General features: G+C 35.0%; 13 protein-coding genes. 6 read left to right on the forward strand and 7 right to left on the reverse strand.

Annotated elements, in window-relative coordinates; genetic code table 11:
- The first annotated feature begins 2 nt into the window (after nucleotides 1–2).
- The 5 genes from Q4567_RS01395 to Q4567_RS01415 all read left to right on the forward strand — a co-directional run bounded on the left by Q4567_RS01395 (nucleotide 3) and on the right by Q4567_RS01415 (nucleotide 5,159).
- Complete coding sequence (locus Q4567_RS01395) at nucleotides 3–1,229, forward strand: glycosyltransferase (protein WP_303499065.1); 1,227 nt, start codon at nucleotides 3–5, stop codon at nucleotides 1,227–1,229.
- A gap of 73 nt (nucleotides 1,230–1,302) precedes the next feature.
- A complete protein-coding gene (locus tag Q4567_RS01400) occupies nucleotides 1,303–2,337 on the forward strand; it encodes a glycosyltransferase family 2 protein (RefSeq protein WP_303499066.1) in 1,035 nt (344 codons plus the stop codon).
- Between the two features lie 161 nt (nucleotides 2,338–2,498).
- Nucleotides 2,499–3,215, forward strand: a complete 717-nt coding sequence (locus tag Q4567_RS01405) for a class I SAM-dependent methyltransferase (RefSeq protein ID WP_303499067.1) — start codon at nucleotides 2,499–2,501, stop codon at nucleotides 3,213–3,215.
- A 58-nt stretch (nucleotides 3,216–3,273) separates the two neighbouring features.
- On the forward strand, nucleotides 3,274–4,107 hold the full coding sequence (locus tag Q4567_RS01410; RefSeq protein ID WP_303499068.1) for an FkbM family methyltransferase: 834 nt from the start codon (nucleotides 3,274–3,276) through the stop codon (nucleotides 4,105–4,107).
- Entirely contained in the window at nucleotides 4,107–5,159 is a 1,053-nt protein-coding gene (locus tag Q4567_RS01415) for a hypothetical protein (RefSeq protein WP_303499069.1), read from the forward strand. Before Q4567_RS01410 ends, Q4567_RS01415 begins: the two co-directional genes overlap by 1 nt.
- A gap of 12 nt (nucleotides 5,160–5,171) precedes the next feature.
- Here the strand turns inward: Q4567_RS01415 and Q4567_RS01420 are convergent, their stop codons facing one another.
- The 6 genes from Q4567_RS01420 to Q4567_RS01445 are packed head-to-tail and all read right to left on the reverse strand — an operon-like array spanning nucleotide 5,172 to nucleotide 12,026.
- The gene (locus Q4567_RS01420) at nucleotides 5,172–6,125 is read right to left on the reverse strand and encodes a Gfo/Idh/MocA family protein (protein WP_303499071.1); all 954 of its coding nucleotides are present in this window, start codon (nucleotides 6,123–6,125) and stop codon (nucleotides 5,172–5,174) included.
- Complete coding sequence (locus tag Q4567_RS01425) at nucleotides 6,122–6,811, reverse strand: acylneuraminate cytidylyltransferase family protein (protein WP_303499073.1); 690 nt, start codon at nucleotides 6,809–6,811, stop codon at nucleotides 6,122–6,124. Before Q4567_RS01425 ends, Q4567_RS01420 begins: the two co-directional genes overlap by 4 nt.
- Nucleotides 6,804–7,850, reverse strand: coding sequence for a class I SAM-dependent methyltransferase (locus Q4567_RS01430; RefSeq protein WP_303499074.1), 1,047 nt, complete (start codon nucleotides 7,848–7,850; stop codon nucleotides 6,804–6,806). Before Q4567_RS01430 ends, Q4567_RS01425 begins: the two co-directional genes overlap by 8 nt.
- Nucleotides 7,850–8,929 (reverse strand): hypothetical protein, encoded by a 1,080-nt coding sequence (locus tag Q4567_RS01435; RefSeq protein WP_303499076.1) that lies wholly within the window; start codon nucleotides 8,927–8,929, stop codon nucleotides 7,850–7,852. The genes Q4567_RS01430 and Q4567_RS01435 overlap by 1 nt, the downstream gene beginning before the upstream one ends.
- Nucleotides 8,930–8,937: 8 nt before the next feature.
- Complete coding sequence (locus tag Q4567_RS01440; RefSeq protein WP_303499078.1) at nucleotides 8,938–11,319, reverse strand: FAD-dependent oxidoreductase; 2,382 nt, start codon at nucleotides 11,317–11,319, stop codon at nucleotides 8,938–8,940.
- Nucleotides 11,313–12,026 (reverse strand): SDR family oxidoreductase, encoded by a 714-nt coding sequence (locus tag Q4567_RS01445; protein ID WP_303499080.1) that lies wholly within the window; start codon nucleotides 12,024–12,026, stop codon nucleotides 11,313–11,315. The genes Q4567_RS01440 and Q4567_RS01445 overlap by 7 nt, the downstream gene beginning before the upstream one ends.
- A 293-nt stretch (nucleotides 12,027–12,319) precedes the next feature.
- Here Q4567_RS01445 and Q4567_RS01450 point away from each other — a divergent pair, with 293 nt between their 5' ends.
- Nucleotides 12,320–13,255, forward strand: coding sequence for a hypothetical protein (locus Q4567_RS01450; RefSeq protein WP_303499081.1), 936 nt, complete (start codon nucleotides 12,320–12,322; stop codon nucleotides 13,253–13,255).
- Nucleotides 13,256–13,282: 27 nt separating this feature from the next.
- Here the strand turns inward: Q4567_RS01450 and Q4567_RS01455 are convergent, their stop codons facing one another.
- A complete protein-coding gene (locus Q4567_RS01455; RefSeq protein WP_303499083.1) occupies nucleotides 13,283–16,888 on the reverse strand; it encodes a 6-hydroxymethylpterin diphosphokinase MptE-like protein in 3,606 nt (1,201 codons plus the stop codon).
- Nucleotides 16,889–16,965: the final 77 nt, after the last annotated feature.

A 16,965-nucleotide genomic window follows, 5' to 3' on the forward strand; every position in this document is an offset into this window, starting at 1 on the left:
CAGTGCGAGTAGCCATTATCTCTAAAGCAGCAAATTTAGGCGGTGGTGGCAGTAAAGTCGCAACGACTTTAGCTAGATTGCTGCAGCAAAACGGCCACTTTTGCCATCATTTTCGAAGGGACTCTGAGTACGGTTATCAGGCCAATCAAAGTAATTTATTTGGTCCTTATGAAAAGCTTTTTAAATGGCTTAAATATCGATTTCAAAGTCTTGGCTTTCAAGAAAGTGTTCCGTTGGAATATCCCTATCTTAAATCTGAAATGAAGCGTTTGAAAATCGATATCATTCACTTCCATGATATCACTACAGCGCTTTCTCCTATTACGATAGCTCTTTTGTCTAGACACTTTACCATTGTCTGGACAATGCATGATTTCTCCCCTTTTACTGGAGGTTGTATCAATCCTTTAGGTTGCGCTCGTTTCACGTCTTATTGTGGAAAATGTCCTCAAAAGTTAAGTTGGCCAGTACGAGGGACACTTGATTTAACTCGCTTTCATTTAAGATTAAAACGTTGGCTACATAGTAAAAAATTACATCTTGTCTCGCCTTCTATTTTTTTAAAAAGTCAAGCCAGCTTGAGCGGGGTCGATCCAAAAAAAATATCAGTCATTAACAACAGTGTTGATACTAATACCTTTTTTCCAATGGATAAAAGTGAAGTGAAAATAACATTGGGCTTAAACCCGCAAAAGTTAACTTTATTAATTATCGCGTATCGCATTAACAGTCCATTTAAAGGTACCGATGATGCGTTAAAAGTTTTACATAGCTTAGGCTCTAATATTCAAATTATTGTTGTTGGTAAAGTTACACCAACTGACAAACAGCATTTTGAAGGGCTTGATTGTACCTTTGTAGGTTACGTGACAGAAGAAGAGCAATTAAATAAACTATATAACGCGGCTGATATATTTTTGAATTGCAGCAAAGCAGATAACTTCCCACTCGTTGTATTGGAATCTCTAGCCGCAGGTACTCCTGTATATGGTTATGCAACTGGAGGAATCGTCGAGATGATAACAAATGGTATTAATGGCTATTTGGTTAAAACGGGAAACTGGAAAGAATTATATAGCGAAATAGCCATGCTCCGTATCGAGGACCTAAAGCTACAGAGTACAACAAGTAGGAATGTCGCATTAGAGTCTTACTCTGATGAGGTTTTTATCAATAAAACGGTTTCACTTTACAAAAAACTCTTAAGAAACAACGATAGTTTAAGTTAGTATATTTAGTTGACTAAAACCGTTAGTAAAAGGACATGAGTTAGCTCTGCTAGTTCGTGATGCAAAATAAACTATGTCTGTCCCCATTTCTGTTTTAATACCATGCTTTAATGTTGAAGAATACTTGTCTGAAGCATTAGAGTCGATTTTGAGACAGAGTTATCAAAACTTGATTGTTTTGGTTTTAGATGATGGCTCTACGGATAATACTCTAGATATTGCCCAGCAGTTTTCTGCAAAAGATGAAAGGGTCAAAATCCATCGTAATATTGAAAACTTGGGTATTATAGCTAGTAGAAATAAATTACTTGAATTGTGTGATACAGACATCGCCGCATGGATGGATGCTGACGATATCGCGGAGCCGAACCGTATTGAACAACAAATAGGGTTTTTAAATAGCCATCCAGAATATGTCAATTGCACCTGTCACTATTATAAGAAGAACAAGCAACACACAAAACTTATTGCAGTTTCTGAAAGTTATTTATCCCCAGAATACTTATTGTTCTATAATTATGTTTTCAACCCTGGGAGCATGTTTAGGGTAGACATTTGCCGTATTAATAATATCAAATTTAGAACCTGGATATCTGGAGCAAGCGACTATCTATTCTGGGTTGAATTGTCTAAATTTGGTAAAATTGGATTAGTTGAGGAACCGTTAATGGTTTATCGCGAGCATAGCGGTCAAGAGACTATCGCTCATAAATATCGTCAAAATCAGGGGTGTTTAGAGAATGTTCAATCTCAACTAAAAGCCTTTGATTGCGAGGCTGAAACAGAAGTACTTGCTAGGATGTTGGTATATCCAGCTCAAAAGTTAAGCCTCAATTTCACTTTAGTTCACATGAGGCGCTCTGCATCTATTATAAAAACGATTTTACAAGCATTGCCTAAATCGAATTACAATCAAGAACAAGTAAGACTATTGTTAATGGGGATGTTTCGACGTCAAGCATGGAGAAATGGGCTTATGGGAGTAATGTTGTTTGTAAAATTATTTGGATTTGAAGGGTTGAAAAATAGCCGCAATTTCGGTTTTGATCTGTTGAAGCAAGCAATCGCCTTTGACTATAGACGTGTCAAACACTTTTTTAAGAAATAATGAATTCAATTTATTTTTTAGCTGAGCATATAAATTAACTGATTTTACAAATTGGTCGATAAGTTGTTTATAAACATAGTTTACTCTAAAAGAAATGGTCATATTGAGGGAAAGTAGTGGAATTCGCGAGGTTAATAAGGCGATTAAAACGCTGGAAAGAAGTGAGTGGTTTTAAACATAAATGTCCCATGTGTAATTTTTATATGGGTAGCTTTAAGCCCTATGGCTTCGATTTGCCAGTCATGTATGAAAAGCAAGTTGTTGGCGGCGGTAGAAGAGAAAATGCGCGATGTTTTATCTGCGGTTGTTTAGATAGAGAAAGATTAATTTATATGTTTTTAAAGCACCAGACATCTCTTTTAAGTGACAATATAAGGGTTCTTCACTTTGCACCAGAAACAGTATTAAGTCGTAAATTAAAGAGTATATTTTCACAATACATAACAGCTGATTTAAACGCAAGAAATGTTGATTTGACAATTGACATGACCGACATTCCTTTCCCAGAAGAGCATTTTGATTTAATTATCGCTAATCACATATTAGAGCATATTCCTGATGATAAAAAAGCGTTGAATGAACTTAAGCGTGTATTAAAAAATAACACTGGCGTTGCAATTCTCCAGGTACCTATTTCTCTAAACAGCGAACACACATATGAAGATCTAACTATAAAAACCGAAGAGGCTCGTCTACATGCTTTTGGACAGGAAGACCATGTAAGATTATATGGGCAAGATTACCCAAATAAATTGCGAGAAGCAGGTTTTGATGTTCAAGTTTTCGATTGGAAGTCTAGTGATAGATTATATCCTCAGAAAAAAAACAAATTCGGTTTTATTGAAGAAGAGAAAATTTTTATAGTTAGCTCAAGTTAGTTATAGAGTTAGTAATTCTTAATTCTAATTTTACTAAATTTTTGAAGGATATATAAACTTGCCAACTGAACACGGATTAATTTCAGACCTTAAGTTTTACACCAAAAAGAAACGACTTAAGCGATATCTTAAGGGAGAATTTAGGAGATTTTATCGACTGAAAAAACAACAGCTTGCTTTTGCTCTTGAAGATTACTTTCTTTATAAATTCGATCCATTTAGAGTTATTGCTAAAAGATTTGAAAAGTCCCTGCCCACAATAAATGAAAATTACGTTAAAGTTGGCAATTATTACTTGGATTCTCGGATCCTATATAAGCAATCACCAATAATTTATTCATTAGGTGTTTTGACCGATATTTCTTTCGACAAAGCTGCGATAAGTCGTTTTCAAACAAACGTCTATTTGTTTGATCCTGCTCCAATTGCTGCAGAGTATATGAGTAAACAGAAGGATATAAATTTACATTTTTTTCCTATTGGTGTTTGGATTAAAGACAGCAAAATGCCTTTTATGTATTCAAAAGATAGAGGAAGAAGCCCTTCTATGTTTATTAAACACGACGGTGGGATATTTGAAGCGACCTGTAAATCCTTGAAGACAATTATGAGTGAGTTAGGTCATAACAAAATAGATATTCTTAAAATGGACATTGAAGGCGCTGCGTTACCTCTACTTGAGGATCTCCTTGAGCAAGAGTTTTCTTTACCAAGTCAAATTGTGGCAGAGTTTGAAAACATACGTCCAAACTTAGAAGAGTTTTGTGATTTCTATTTAAGAGTCACTCGCTTAATCACTCGATTAAATAATCTTGGCTATGAAGTCGTTAATTTACCTCGTGACTTTAGTTTTTATCGCTCAGTCGAGTTATTGTTTAGTAAGGTGGACTAATGAAAGCATTTGCACTTGTTAGTGCGCCATTTCACATAATTTGTTTAAGTGAAGCTATTGATTACTTTAAAATCAATGAATTGCATATTGTTTTTCACGCTGATGAGAACACAGAGGCTAGTCGTCAAATGCGAAGCGTTCTTGAAAATTTGAAAAACGTTAAGAAAACAATTCATTTTTTAGAGCCATCTTATTTATATAAAAAGTCGTTAGAAGACCGCATAGGCTACTATGGAGACGTATTGAGTAAGATAGATCGTAACTCGTTTCAGTATGTCTTTTTTTCTGATTTTCGTGTTCAATGGCAAAAAGACCTTATTGATGGTTTTCAAAAAAGTAAAAGGATTATGCTTGATGATGGTTCAATAACACTTGCATTCATTCATTTTCATTTACCGAATAACGCTTTTTTCGCATTACCTAATTTTGGAACATCGGCAAGACGGCAATACGCCGAGGACATTAAACTAAACTATGGAATTGTGCCCCAAAGTGATTCTGATATTGATTTGTTTACAATTTTTTATCGAGAGAAAGTTACAGGTAAAAAAGTGTTTCCGAATACTTTAGCTAAATTACATCGACAATATACAAACATTGATAAGTCTACCGAGGTCATTATTGGCGCTAAAATAGTCGATCGTGGCTTTTGTGATAAAACAGAATATTTGCAAATGCTGGATAAAATTAATTCCAACTGTAAGGGCAAAATTATTTACTTCCCTCATCGAGGAGAGTCAGCTGACCATCAATCAGAAATAAAATCAACGTTCCCACAATTTGAATTTATAGCACCGTCGACTTCTATTGAATTATGGTTATTAATGCAACAACATCCCCCCGCAACGTTTCATGGTTATGTATCGACCGCTTTTTTTATAATTAATATGTGCTTTCCTCAAATAACACTTAAATGTTATCGACCATCTGATAGGGTGATTAATAACATGCAAGATATCAAAGTTTATGGAAGTACACTTTATAATTATAGTCAAGTGACGAGATTGTTTTATAGTAAGTTGCCTAAATCTGTTGAGCTTATTCAGTTATAGGGCTTTTTTAGGTCATTCCCCTAACAATAAAGATAACTCCTTGCTTGCTTGCTCTATAGAGAAACTTGTCGGCGTTTTGTTATTAACGCAATCTATATATTCTTCCAGCATCTTAACAAACATATCATTCCTCTCGAAATTTTCATTGGTAAACTCTGTTATCTTATTCTCTAAATTTATGAATTTTAAAGAATTTAAATGACAATTCCAATGAAATCTTCCTTTGTTTGTCACAATTTTTAATTTGTGCACTCGGGGTTTTTGTATGTAATCAACATGAACTGTGGCATTAATTTTACTTTTAAAACTAATCTGAATATCTGCTATATCATCTACGTCAATATCTAATATACCTGTACTCTGAGTTGTTGCTGTTAGGTGTTCAATGTCTCCAAATAAATACTCTAAATAATTTAAAGGATGAATTTGGGTTCTTAGTACCCCACCTCCAAGCTCTTTTTTTGCACTATAACTTTGTTTGTAATCTTCCCAAGGGTGCCAATCTGGAAGATATTCAGACCATTCTGCTTGTGCCCAAACAGCATCGCCATATTGGTTTTCATTATGTAATAAATCTTTTAGCAGCTGAATGTGAGGATGAAATCTAAATTGATATGTCACAAAAGTTATTAAATTCTTTTGATTAATGATTTTGTTCAATTCTGCAAGATTAGTTAGATTATGTGAAAGTGGCTTCTCAATATATAAATGACAACCCTTATTAGCTGCTTCAATTGCAGTCTCAACATGCATAGAAGTAGGGTTGGTAATCATGCAAACGTCAGGATTTTGGGCAAGAGCTTGATTTAAATTGTTATAGCGAGGGATATCCTTAGTTAGCTCTTCGATTTTAGGGTAATTACTATTGCCTGTACTGTATAAACTAATATCATTAAATCCTAAGTGCTTTAGATTTTGAAAATGGCGCACGCCTATAGAGCCCATTCCACAAATTAAAAATTTCATCTTATTTTATCTTCTGCAATATTAAAGTCAGCGTCGCTATCTATGTCTATCATTTGGTCATGTTTTAGTACTAGTGGATAAACTTCATTGCCCGAAACAGAACCCGCTAATAAAGTCGATGATCGCACCATTTCGAGATCACCTGTTTGAAAATACAACAATGGTAATTGCTGCCTAGGTAAGTTATACGGTTCATGCTGTTGATCAACAAAGCCTTCAATACTGCCGTCATCTTTGGGGCGCCAAACTCTGTAGGGATGCTCTTTAACTTGAGCAACGGTACGAACAGCACTGGCAGATGGTATTTTTTTTAGAATTTCTAGCGCTTTTTCTAGTAGTTTAGGCGGCCTCAATGGGGAGGTTGGTCTCAACAAAGCCAAATAATCATAATGTTCATTTTTAGCTTTAAAAAAATCTAATGCATGACGCATAAATTCATAGTCTTGGCTCGTATCCAGAGAATACTCTGCAGGACGAATAAATGGTACTTCAGCACCAAACTGCATCGCAATATCCGCGTAATTTTGACTATCTGTTGAAATAATCGTTTTATTGACTATCGCACTACTAGTAGCGTATTCGATAGAGTGCGCAATGAGTGGTTTACCATTAAGTAGCCGGATGTTTTTATTGGGTAGTGACTTACTTCCAGATCTTGCTGGTATCACCACAAGTAGTTTAGTCAATTTTCTTCCTCAAAAGCATATGTACTTCCGATGACTGTCGTTGTTTGTCGAGTTCCAACTGCGCATTATCTAAGTAGCTTGTCATTGTTTTTTTTAAGTGTGTTTTCATGTATTCAGAAACATTTTTTTGTTCCAAATTTACACTAAGTTGTCGGTAAAGATCGACCAGATCTGTACCAAACCACCATTGGCTTATTACCTCAAAATTGAATTCATTGCATAAATGATTTAGAGATTTTTCAGTAAATAAATGAGTATGGCCACCATGTAATTGTCGATGAAATAAATTGTCATCTAATAGCTCTAAATAAACCGAAAGACTAAACGTGGGTACTGATATGAAAATATATTCTACGTTTTTGTTTTTTGCTAAAGCAGCCATCGCTATTCGAGGAGTTTGTAAGTGTTCCAGTACACCTATCATTGAAACCACTTGTGCCGCAGTGTTACTTAAACTGAGGTGGCTATCATTTATTGAGTGGCATTGAATAAGATTTGCTTCTAGCATTTGATTTGCCAATTCAACTTGGTACTCAGATACCTCTGTTCCGGAAATATCTTTTAAGCCCAGTTTACGTAATGCGGAAACGAAATAACCTGAACCTGCACCATAATCAAAGTAAGATAATTTATTAGGATCCACATTATTTACTTTTAATGACGTGTACAAAAATTCTGCCTTTGGAGAATAAATACTTGCAGTTCTGTATTCATAACCACTTTTGTCATTGATCTCATAATTTTCCGCGTAAACTGCATCATTTTCTGTATATACCTCAGAACAAAACTCAGTTGTATCTTCATGTGCACCGTTTAAGTGAGTACATTTTCGGCAAATTTTGTAAGGGATAGTATCTTTAATAAAGTCGTTTTCTAGCAGTAACTTATTTTTACAATTTTTACAGTTTTTTCTCAGAGGTTGCTGAATATAGTTCTTTGCAATATTTCTTTGCTTTTTTACATGAGATTGGTTTTCTTTAAAAAAAGATTGCTTCTGCAACAATAGTGCGGATGACGGTTTTCCATATTGGTTTAGCATTAACCTAACTCGCTTTTAAGTTTCTCGAGGTGGCGCGAATCTTCAGTTGAAAGTTCTTTTTTCACTGAACCGTTACCATTCGCGATGCCGAATATGATGCTGGGCTTACTGATATTGTCTACTATTATGTCGCCATGAGAGCCAAAATACCCACCAGAAACTAAAGTACAATATGCTAATTCTTTGCGTCCATAAGCTGAAGATAAGATTTCGTCCATTTTTAGCATTTCATAAATAAACCCTTCAAGAGCTGCAGTAACATCAACACGGTATAATTCAAGTTTATTTAGCAATGCAAATTGTATAGCTGTATGTGTAATATTATTTTTACCTAAATCGACAATTAGCGCATTTTTTTTAATTGTCTGAACTACGTCTTCAGAAATAATAGGGATACCATTTGAGCACCCAATAACAACGTCTGCATTGAACGTTGTAGATAGTAAGTTATTGTGAAAAGTAATATTGGACAGCGTATTTTCATGCTTAATTAAATTCAAACCGCTAGCTATTTGATAACCCACATGTGCTTGTTGTCGATATGTATGAACTTCAGCTCCGCACTCTACAAGTTTAAGTGCAAGTTTACTTCCAATATTGCCGGCACCAAGTAGCGCAATTCTTTTTCCACTTAAAACTCCAAGTCGCTGGCTTAGAAATGACCAAGCACTGTTTACAGTTAGGTCATTAGGCTTAAACTCGAACGTTTGACTCTTTTTTATCTGCTGAAAACAAATTTTAGACAAATTACCTGTCTCAATAGCCCCAACAGTTAATCTATTTGCATAAATTGAGTTACTATCTGTAATTTGCTCCGTATGGATTGAAAGAGGAATTTTCTTTTCCGTATCAACTAAAACAATATCAACTTCACCATCGATGATTTTAATTATTTGTAACAAACAACTCTGATCAAAGATAACACATCCTGCTACTGCAAAGTCGCGATTGAGGCGCAGTGGCGTAATATAAGGTTTTTCTTCTTCTTTAGATGTTGTTGCAATGGTAAATATTGTTTTTACTTTTAAAGAAGATAATTCCTGAATTATCCCTTTAATTTGCTCAATAAATGAAACCATATTTTCTCCTAAGAACGAATCAAGTCCCATGAAATTGGGGTATCTTTCGGTATATTTACTTTTGCTTTACTACCAATTACGATATCTTCGAATTTTGCATAAAGCCCATAAGCCGGTCCTTTATAAACTATATGCTTGCTTTCTATGGTCTCACCTACTTTGATTGCTACGCTTGAGTACATGGTTTTCCTAAATCGAATTAACGTACTAATTTCGTCTGGAGCTGGTTGTTTTATACCATCCCCTAGAGCTTCTTCGATTAGCCTTATATTAGATACCATATTTTTTAGTTCTTTTGGTTCCAATGAAAGGACATGATCAGGACCTTCCATTCGTTTATCCATGGTAAAATGCTTCTCTATTATATTTGCTCCTCTGCTGACGGCAGCAAGTGTTACCACTTCCCCTATAACATGATCAGACAACCCGACAGGAAGGTGATTAAAGGCCTGTTTAAGTGTATCAATTGCTTTTAAATTCATTGATGCTGGTGGGCATGGGTAAGATGATGTGCAGTGTAGTAAAATAACATTCCTATTGCCAGTATATGCAACCGTGGTCAATGCACTTTCAATATCACTCAATGTTGCCATTCCCGTTGATATCACCAAAGGCTTTCCGGTCTTTGCAACTTTCTTTATTAATGCTAAATTGACTAAGTCAAAAGATGCAATTTTATAACAATCAACACCGAGTTTTTCTAATTCATCGACACTTTCAAGATCAAACGGTGTAGAAAATAGTGAAATACCTTTTAGTTTTGCATATTCAAACAATTCTTTCGTTTGATCGGGTGATAATTCACTTTTCTTAAACATTTCATAATCTGTTTCTTGAGTATTCAGAACTTTTTCGACGTACCTAGATGTTTTGCCCTCTATCGCAATCCGTAAGTGGCTTTTATAACTTTGTAATTTTACAGCATTTACACCAGCTAGAATTGCTTTATCTATTAACTCTTTAGCTAACGTAAAATTACCATTGTGATTCAGTCCAATTTCGGCGATAACATAGGTTGATTGACCGTTCCCGACCCACTCGTTTCCTAGCTTTACTTTTGGGTTAAAATTTAGCCTGGGCCTCGCTTTGTCTATTTGATTCAATTTAAATGTTGAATCAGTTAATATTTCCGCTAAATCAATAGCTTTACTAAACAATACTTGTAAGTCGGCATAAGCATATTCTGCTAGGCTTCCTAACGTATAAAGGTTTTCTATAGCATCAATTTTAGCCTTGGTTTTAGCAAGAGCGTTTTCGTATCCAAGAAAAAACATTGGATAAACTTCAGGTAACTTAACTATTTTTGAATCTAAAATAAGTGCCTTGTCAGAAATAAGGTTTAAACTCATGAATTGCTTAATTACTTGCTCGGTAAGTTGCTTTTCATTCATTAGGTCAACGCTATCTTTTAAGCTATAGGTGATTTCAAAACATAAAATTGTGCTACTGGGATCGGGTTTTTTGACAAATGAATTTTGATCCGAAATACGGTTGAATAAAATTTTAGGGTCATCAACGTATATAAAATCAACGCCATTGGGTAATATGTTTGCTGTTTCGACAGCTAAATAAACTAACGTTACTCCACGATACTTCAACTCTGTTTGATGACCTAAAAATTCACTTACAGTACAGTAAGATGTCGTGTTAATAACGATGTCGTCGTCATTAACCGCTTGGTTTCGCTTTGTCGTAGAAATATTATTGATACGATTGTTTTTTATGGATAGTCGCTCAATTTGTTCATCTAGAAGAAATTGACCTCCTAAAGCGATCACTTTATTTTTCAACTCTTCTAAAATAGTTCCGCTTCCTTCGGTTCCTACCGCACTCCATTGCCCCTCAAAAAATGGGCCAGATTTTTCACGTATTTTTATTCTTTTAGGCGCCCAATTAGCATCTAAATCTTTGACCGACATTCCCCATAGTTTTTCAGGATAACGAATAAAGAACATCTCCTGCAGTGTTTCGCCAGCAAGTTCTCTTATGTATTCATAATAATTTTTTGCTTTTACTATTTTGTCATGGTCGACGTTATCTAACTCATATCTAATTTTGTCACCAATTTCTTTTGGGAGGTTATTGATAAACTCCTTGTTTACTGGGTAATCATAAAAGTTACCGTCTTTTAGGTTTTTAGACCAATGGTGTCTTTCGTAAAATAATGAAGGAAATTCTTGTTGCCAATACTCTTCAATATCTTTGTCTGGCGTATGGTATATGTGTGGGCCAAGGTCAATTTGTCGGTTTCGCCAAGTCAAACTTTTAGCGAGACCTCCTACTGAGCTTGCTTTTTCTATAAGGGTTACGCGTTGATTTTTCTTTAATAACTCGTATGCGAGACTCAATCCTGTTACGCCCGCGCCCAAAATGTAATAGTTACTTACCACGACGTAAATCCTCCATCTACAACTATGTTCTGTCCATTGACATAATTGGATTTTTCATCTAACAAAAATAATAGCGCAGAATGCAAATCCTCTGGAGAAGCCATTCTGCCCATCGGCGTTTTTTGTTCGTAATTATAGACAAAATCTTTAGATTGATTATTGAACGTTCCGCCCGGTGAAAGAGTATTCGTCTGAATGTTATGTTTTCCAAAATGTGCAGCCATATATTTTGTTAGCTGAATTACTCCGGCTTTACTCATCGAGTATACTTCAGAGTTATTTCTTTGGCTTTGACCGTAAATTCGCTCATCACTGCTTACTACACCATAAATTGAGCCGATATTTACAATTTTACCTTCTTGTCGATTTTTCATGTTTTTGATAGCACCTTGACACATCAAAAATGTACCAAGTAAATTTACTTCCAAAACACTCATAAATTCTTCAGGTGTTCTATTTTCGAAAGGAGTAAATACGCCTATTCCGGCATTGTTTACCAAGGCATAAATGTCTTCTATTTTTTCATAAAAATGAGTAACATCTGATGCATTAGTAATATCTAATTCTACAATATCTAAATTTTCAGTCGGGACTAGATTTTCTATATTTGTGTCCACGGCTATTACATGAAAACCAGTTTTCATTAGTACTTGTATGTAACTACGTCCAAGTTGACCGTTTGCACCAGTAAGTATTACTTTTTTCAATGAGTGTGCCTCTAGATAATTATGAAACTACTTTAGCCGTCATCTTTAGTTATCTATGATTAGTAGAAAAACTTTAGTTAAAGCTAATTACTTCATTATATTGCGTGGGATGTTGAAATTTCATTTTGATAGAAATATAAAAGTCTAATCATATCCTATGAGATTGATTAATGCATTTTGTACATGCCTACGATATTAAAATTGTGGAGGATAATTACAGAGCATTCAAGACATTAAAGTTTAAGTCGATATTGTTAATGTTATTAAAAACTGAATTGATTGAGAAAAGCTAAATGTATAATTTTTCTGCTACTCCACAATTGGTGAAAGATATTAAATTACCCTCTAACAAAGTAAACGGTGATAACTTAAATGATTTCTTGAGAAAGTTAGCGTTAATGCGGAATCTACATGAAATTGGCCTTGATGATTTGACAGTTAACTATTCCGATGTAAGTTTCGAACAAGTATCAGAGATCGTGAGGCGATATGGTGTTATCTGTATATTAAATGCAATACCACCTGAGGTCGCTAAGAGCGTTTCTGTTGTTATCGAAAATTTATGTCAACAAATATCACAAGAAAGCTCCAATTCTGATAAACCTTTCGGGGAAATTAGAAATGGTGTCTGGCAAAAAGAAAATGTATATGCCAATAATATGCATGATTTTTGCAATTATCCAAGACCAATAGTGAATGTACGAGGTAGTTTTGGCATCGATGGTAATATGTTTGATATGTTCAATATCGATAAAATGGCAGGATTAAATTCGCACTTATTCCAACAATGCTTAAAAACTCTGAAATTACCTATGGTACAAGCTGCGGTAGAAAATAATTCAGGGTATAGATTTTCTACTAGTCAAGTATATCGAAATCATTCAGTTACAAACACGAGGGGTTACCATATAGATAATCTATGCCATACATTTAAATCATTTTTGTATTTGACTGATGTTAATAATAATAAACAAGGCCCTTATAGTTACATACCTGCCAGCAATCATTTGCCTTATGTGCATCGTTTGGAATTACGACTGACTGAAAAAGTAGGTGCAAAAGCAAGAGATATCTGGAGTAGTAGATATTTATCGCCTGTTAACTTCTTGGCTCCTGCGGGCAGCTTAATTTTGAGTGACCAATCCGGAATCCATCGAGGAATACCTCAAGTTGATGGCGAACTTAGGGTAGCAATGGTTGGAAACTTTAATCGCCACCGGCTGCAATAATTTTTCCAACTCAATGGTTAAAACTGTTTATAGGATAAAAACTGCATCATCTGCGATGTAGGGATTTCTTTGTAAGTGAATTTTTTGGATTTCCTTGATCTCCTGCTCTTCTCTTAAATCCATTATATAAATAGATTGTTTGTCCGCTTCTATCATATATTTGCCCCTAGTCCCAAAGTTAGAAAGCAATTGATGTTGGTCCACTTCGTCAAAGTAAATAGCACAGAAATGTCCAAAATCTACAAGTATGTTCTCTCGTAAAACTTTAATAGGAGGTAGATAGTCTATATATTTTTCTATTGATCTGTCAGCGACATGTTTCGAAATTAACATTGGAGCTTTTACGTTTGAAAAAACCATTCTCACAGAAATGCATGCGAGGTAATAGATATTTGTAATTAGATGAACTTGTTTGTCTAATGGCACATTCCAACAGGGCATAACAGAAAAGCCAGTTATATCACTTGCCCATTCTTTGGTGTCCGAAATGCTTTTAGGAGAAATATAAAGGCTATTTTTAGTGCCAAATAAAGGAAGTGATTTATTGGACTCAATTAATAGATTTTCTTTATTGTTATTAAATTCGGTAGAAAAGAAATAAATCACGAAATCGAATTCATTTTTCTTGTAATTTAGAGCTGTTTCGTAAGTTATTACTTTAACTTTATTTAGGTTTTCATAGTGTGCTGCAGCAGTAATTTTTATTGTATCTGAAAATGCAGTAGAGTTCGTTACAACCAATAAAGAGATATTATGCGCTTTATTACTAAAAATTAGGTTTTCTCGTATTCCTCTGCGATTTTCTGAAGTATCAAATTCAACAACTTTTGAAATGGCGTGGGTTTTTATCTCACCAATGGTTTTCTGCCACTCTTGCATACACTTGTCTACACTGTCTGAAAGTTGATTTGTATTTGAGTAGCTTAAAGATAGTTTCAAAAGCAATGCGTTGGCATAATTGACAGTTCCGTACAGATAATAAAATAACAAGGATTTTCCACTACGGTAAGAGTGGAATAACATGGCTTTTTGCTGCGCAATGATCTGATTTACCTGTTCTAGTGTCTCCAAATCTTGACTCAGAAGCTTTTCCATAGCACTGATTTCTTTAATTAGATTCGTTTGTAAAAAAGTACCTTCAAACTTCTCTACAAAACCGTTTAAATGGTCAGTAGAAAATGCTCTTGTTCGGACATGCTGGAGAGCCATCTGTTTTTGTTGTTCTGTTGAAACGATCAGCAACTCTTCTATATGCAGTGGAGTGGTATTGTGAATTTTCGCGCCATCACTGCAATTATAATAAGTTTGATATTGAGACTTTTTCCATGTTACTTGTTCGATAATTTGGCGAGATACTTTAAATTCATGTTTAGTGTTGACCGAAGTACGAAAATTACCAGGAACAATTAAAGAAGTATTGTTTTTTTCTGCATAGTCGTAGGTCTCTTCTCCATCTTCATGATAGTAACCCGAATCTTTTGAGTGATGATGTTTTACATCTACAAATCCCAAGTCTACGCCCATAAAATAGATACTTGTAAAGCCCAATGAATTGACAATATCACAGACAAAGTTACTTACAGTGGGAAAGGCATGTTTAAGCACTTCGAAGTGCTTTTCTCCGAGTACGTGTAATGCAGAAACCGTAGATGATTCCCCTTCTTTAAAGGCGATCAAAACATCTTTATATAAATCGCAAGTATCTGGATGAACTCCATTGCACGATATCAACGTGATCTTTTTTAAAAAATCTAAACTACCAATCAACGTTGCCCAATCATAGGTACTTCTATTTTGTTCTATTTCAGCGTGGAAATCGGGTACAATTCCATTTTTGTACATCACTTGTAATGCGGTTCCACAACTTACAATAATTGCTTTGTCTTGCCATTCTTTAATCGCTTCTATCGAACTATCCAACGACGGTCCATTGCCAACAATAAATATTGGGACTTCTTTGTCATCGTAGCTCAACTTTGCAGATGGGTTTTTAGTTAAAACTGGGATCTTTCGTCTCATACCTTCTTTGGTATGAGCGATGCCATAGTATGCATGATCAAAATATTCTCCCATGGATATTACCACTTGCAACTGCTCGCGAAGTTGGCCAATAGCACTGTTCAATGCAGAGTTATAATAGCTTTGATAGAAGTAGGTATTGTTTAAAATGTAAGGGCCAATGGAGTGGAATTGAGTTAATAAATCCCTGAATAAGTTCGTACCGTCATCACCAATATTAAGATAAATTCGTGCATCTGTTTTTTCAATTTTTTCGAAAATTGCGGTCCAATCAATGGCAAATAATGAGGCATAGAAAAAATCTGAGTTAGGTTCACAAATAAACAGCTTTTCTACTTTATGATCTGCCAACAAACGCTCTACCTGATAACCCACACCCAAACCAAACATGATGATAGATGCAACCGTTTCGGGTAATTCGCCAATTTCATCTTCGGCTTCTTTTAAAAGCTCTTCGGTTTTCTTTACAAATTTATAGTGTTCGTAGTGGGCTAATTTGGTACCCGTATAACCTAAAACTAATCCATCTTTATTGGGTTGGGAGTAAAAGTTTTTGAAGTTTAATTCACAATCTTGAATAGGTGATTCAGCATACCAAGTGGTGAGATTTTCTTTATTTAATAAATTAACTTCATTATCTTGATTATCGATAGGTAGCCAATTGACTGGAGTGTAAGATTTAAATTGTTCATAAATAGCCGGATAGAACTTTTTAAATGCGATTAAATTTTTACTAAATAGCGTTTGTTCTTCACAGACTGGTTTACATTTTTGAAGATCGATTTCTGGAGTCCAGCTAGGTACATAGGTGAGGTAATTTTCAGTAGCGCTGACTTTAAAGCCATTCTTTTTGATATCAGCCCAAGTACGCTTGGTTAGTTCATTGAAAATAGCGTCAAAAATTGGGTGGTTGTAGTGTTTGAAAATACGGAACTCAGAAATACCTTCATGTTCTTGTAATTGTTCTATATCTTCAATTAAATTTCGTCCATCTTTTTCTATTTGTAAGAAAATCCCAGTACCATTTTGTTTGGCTAATGCGAAAATTGAAGACCAATCAATGGCTAATGCCGAGCATTGAAAAAATTGAATCTGTGGTTCATAAACAATCAGGTATTTGATTTTGTGTTGACGAAGCAGCATCTCTAAATGCAAACCCAAACCACAGCCTAATACGACTAAGCATTCTATTTCTTCGTCTAACTGCGGCTGGCTTTGTCTATTTTGATATGCGGCAAGCTGATGAAAATCTAATGAAGATGAGGTTGCGCTTTCTGTATCTGATTTTACTTCGCTGCTTTGAGTTAACGTTATTTTTGGACTGTGATGTTCAAAACGGCTCACTTGCTGGCTTACTTCGTTTAGAGGATGGAATCCATACAAGGTTCTTCCGATACCGTAATCTACGATATTAATTTCACCATACTTATTATTAAACAACGAGTGATTTTGCAGCGATGTAGATTTGATTGTCGGAACTAACGAGGGAATATTACGCGCAAAGCTATTAATATTCTTGCGCTGCATTTCTACAATGGTTGCCGCTAAAGAGCGATCCAATTCTTGTTGTTTTTCTTCATCTTTTTCAATATGTAATCGTATATTTTTAAGCATGGTTTCTAATTTTTATAGTGCTAGACGTTAACTCGTTATTATCAGCCTGTGACGTCATTTGAATATTTGTCACTGTT

It is taken from the genome of Aliiglaciecola sp. 2_MG-2023, assembly GCF_030548145.1.
Taxonomy (GTDB): domain Bacteria; phylum Pseudomonadota; class Gammaproteobacteria; order Enterobacterales; family Alteromonadaceae; genus Aliiglaciecola; species Aliiglaciecola lipolytica_A.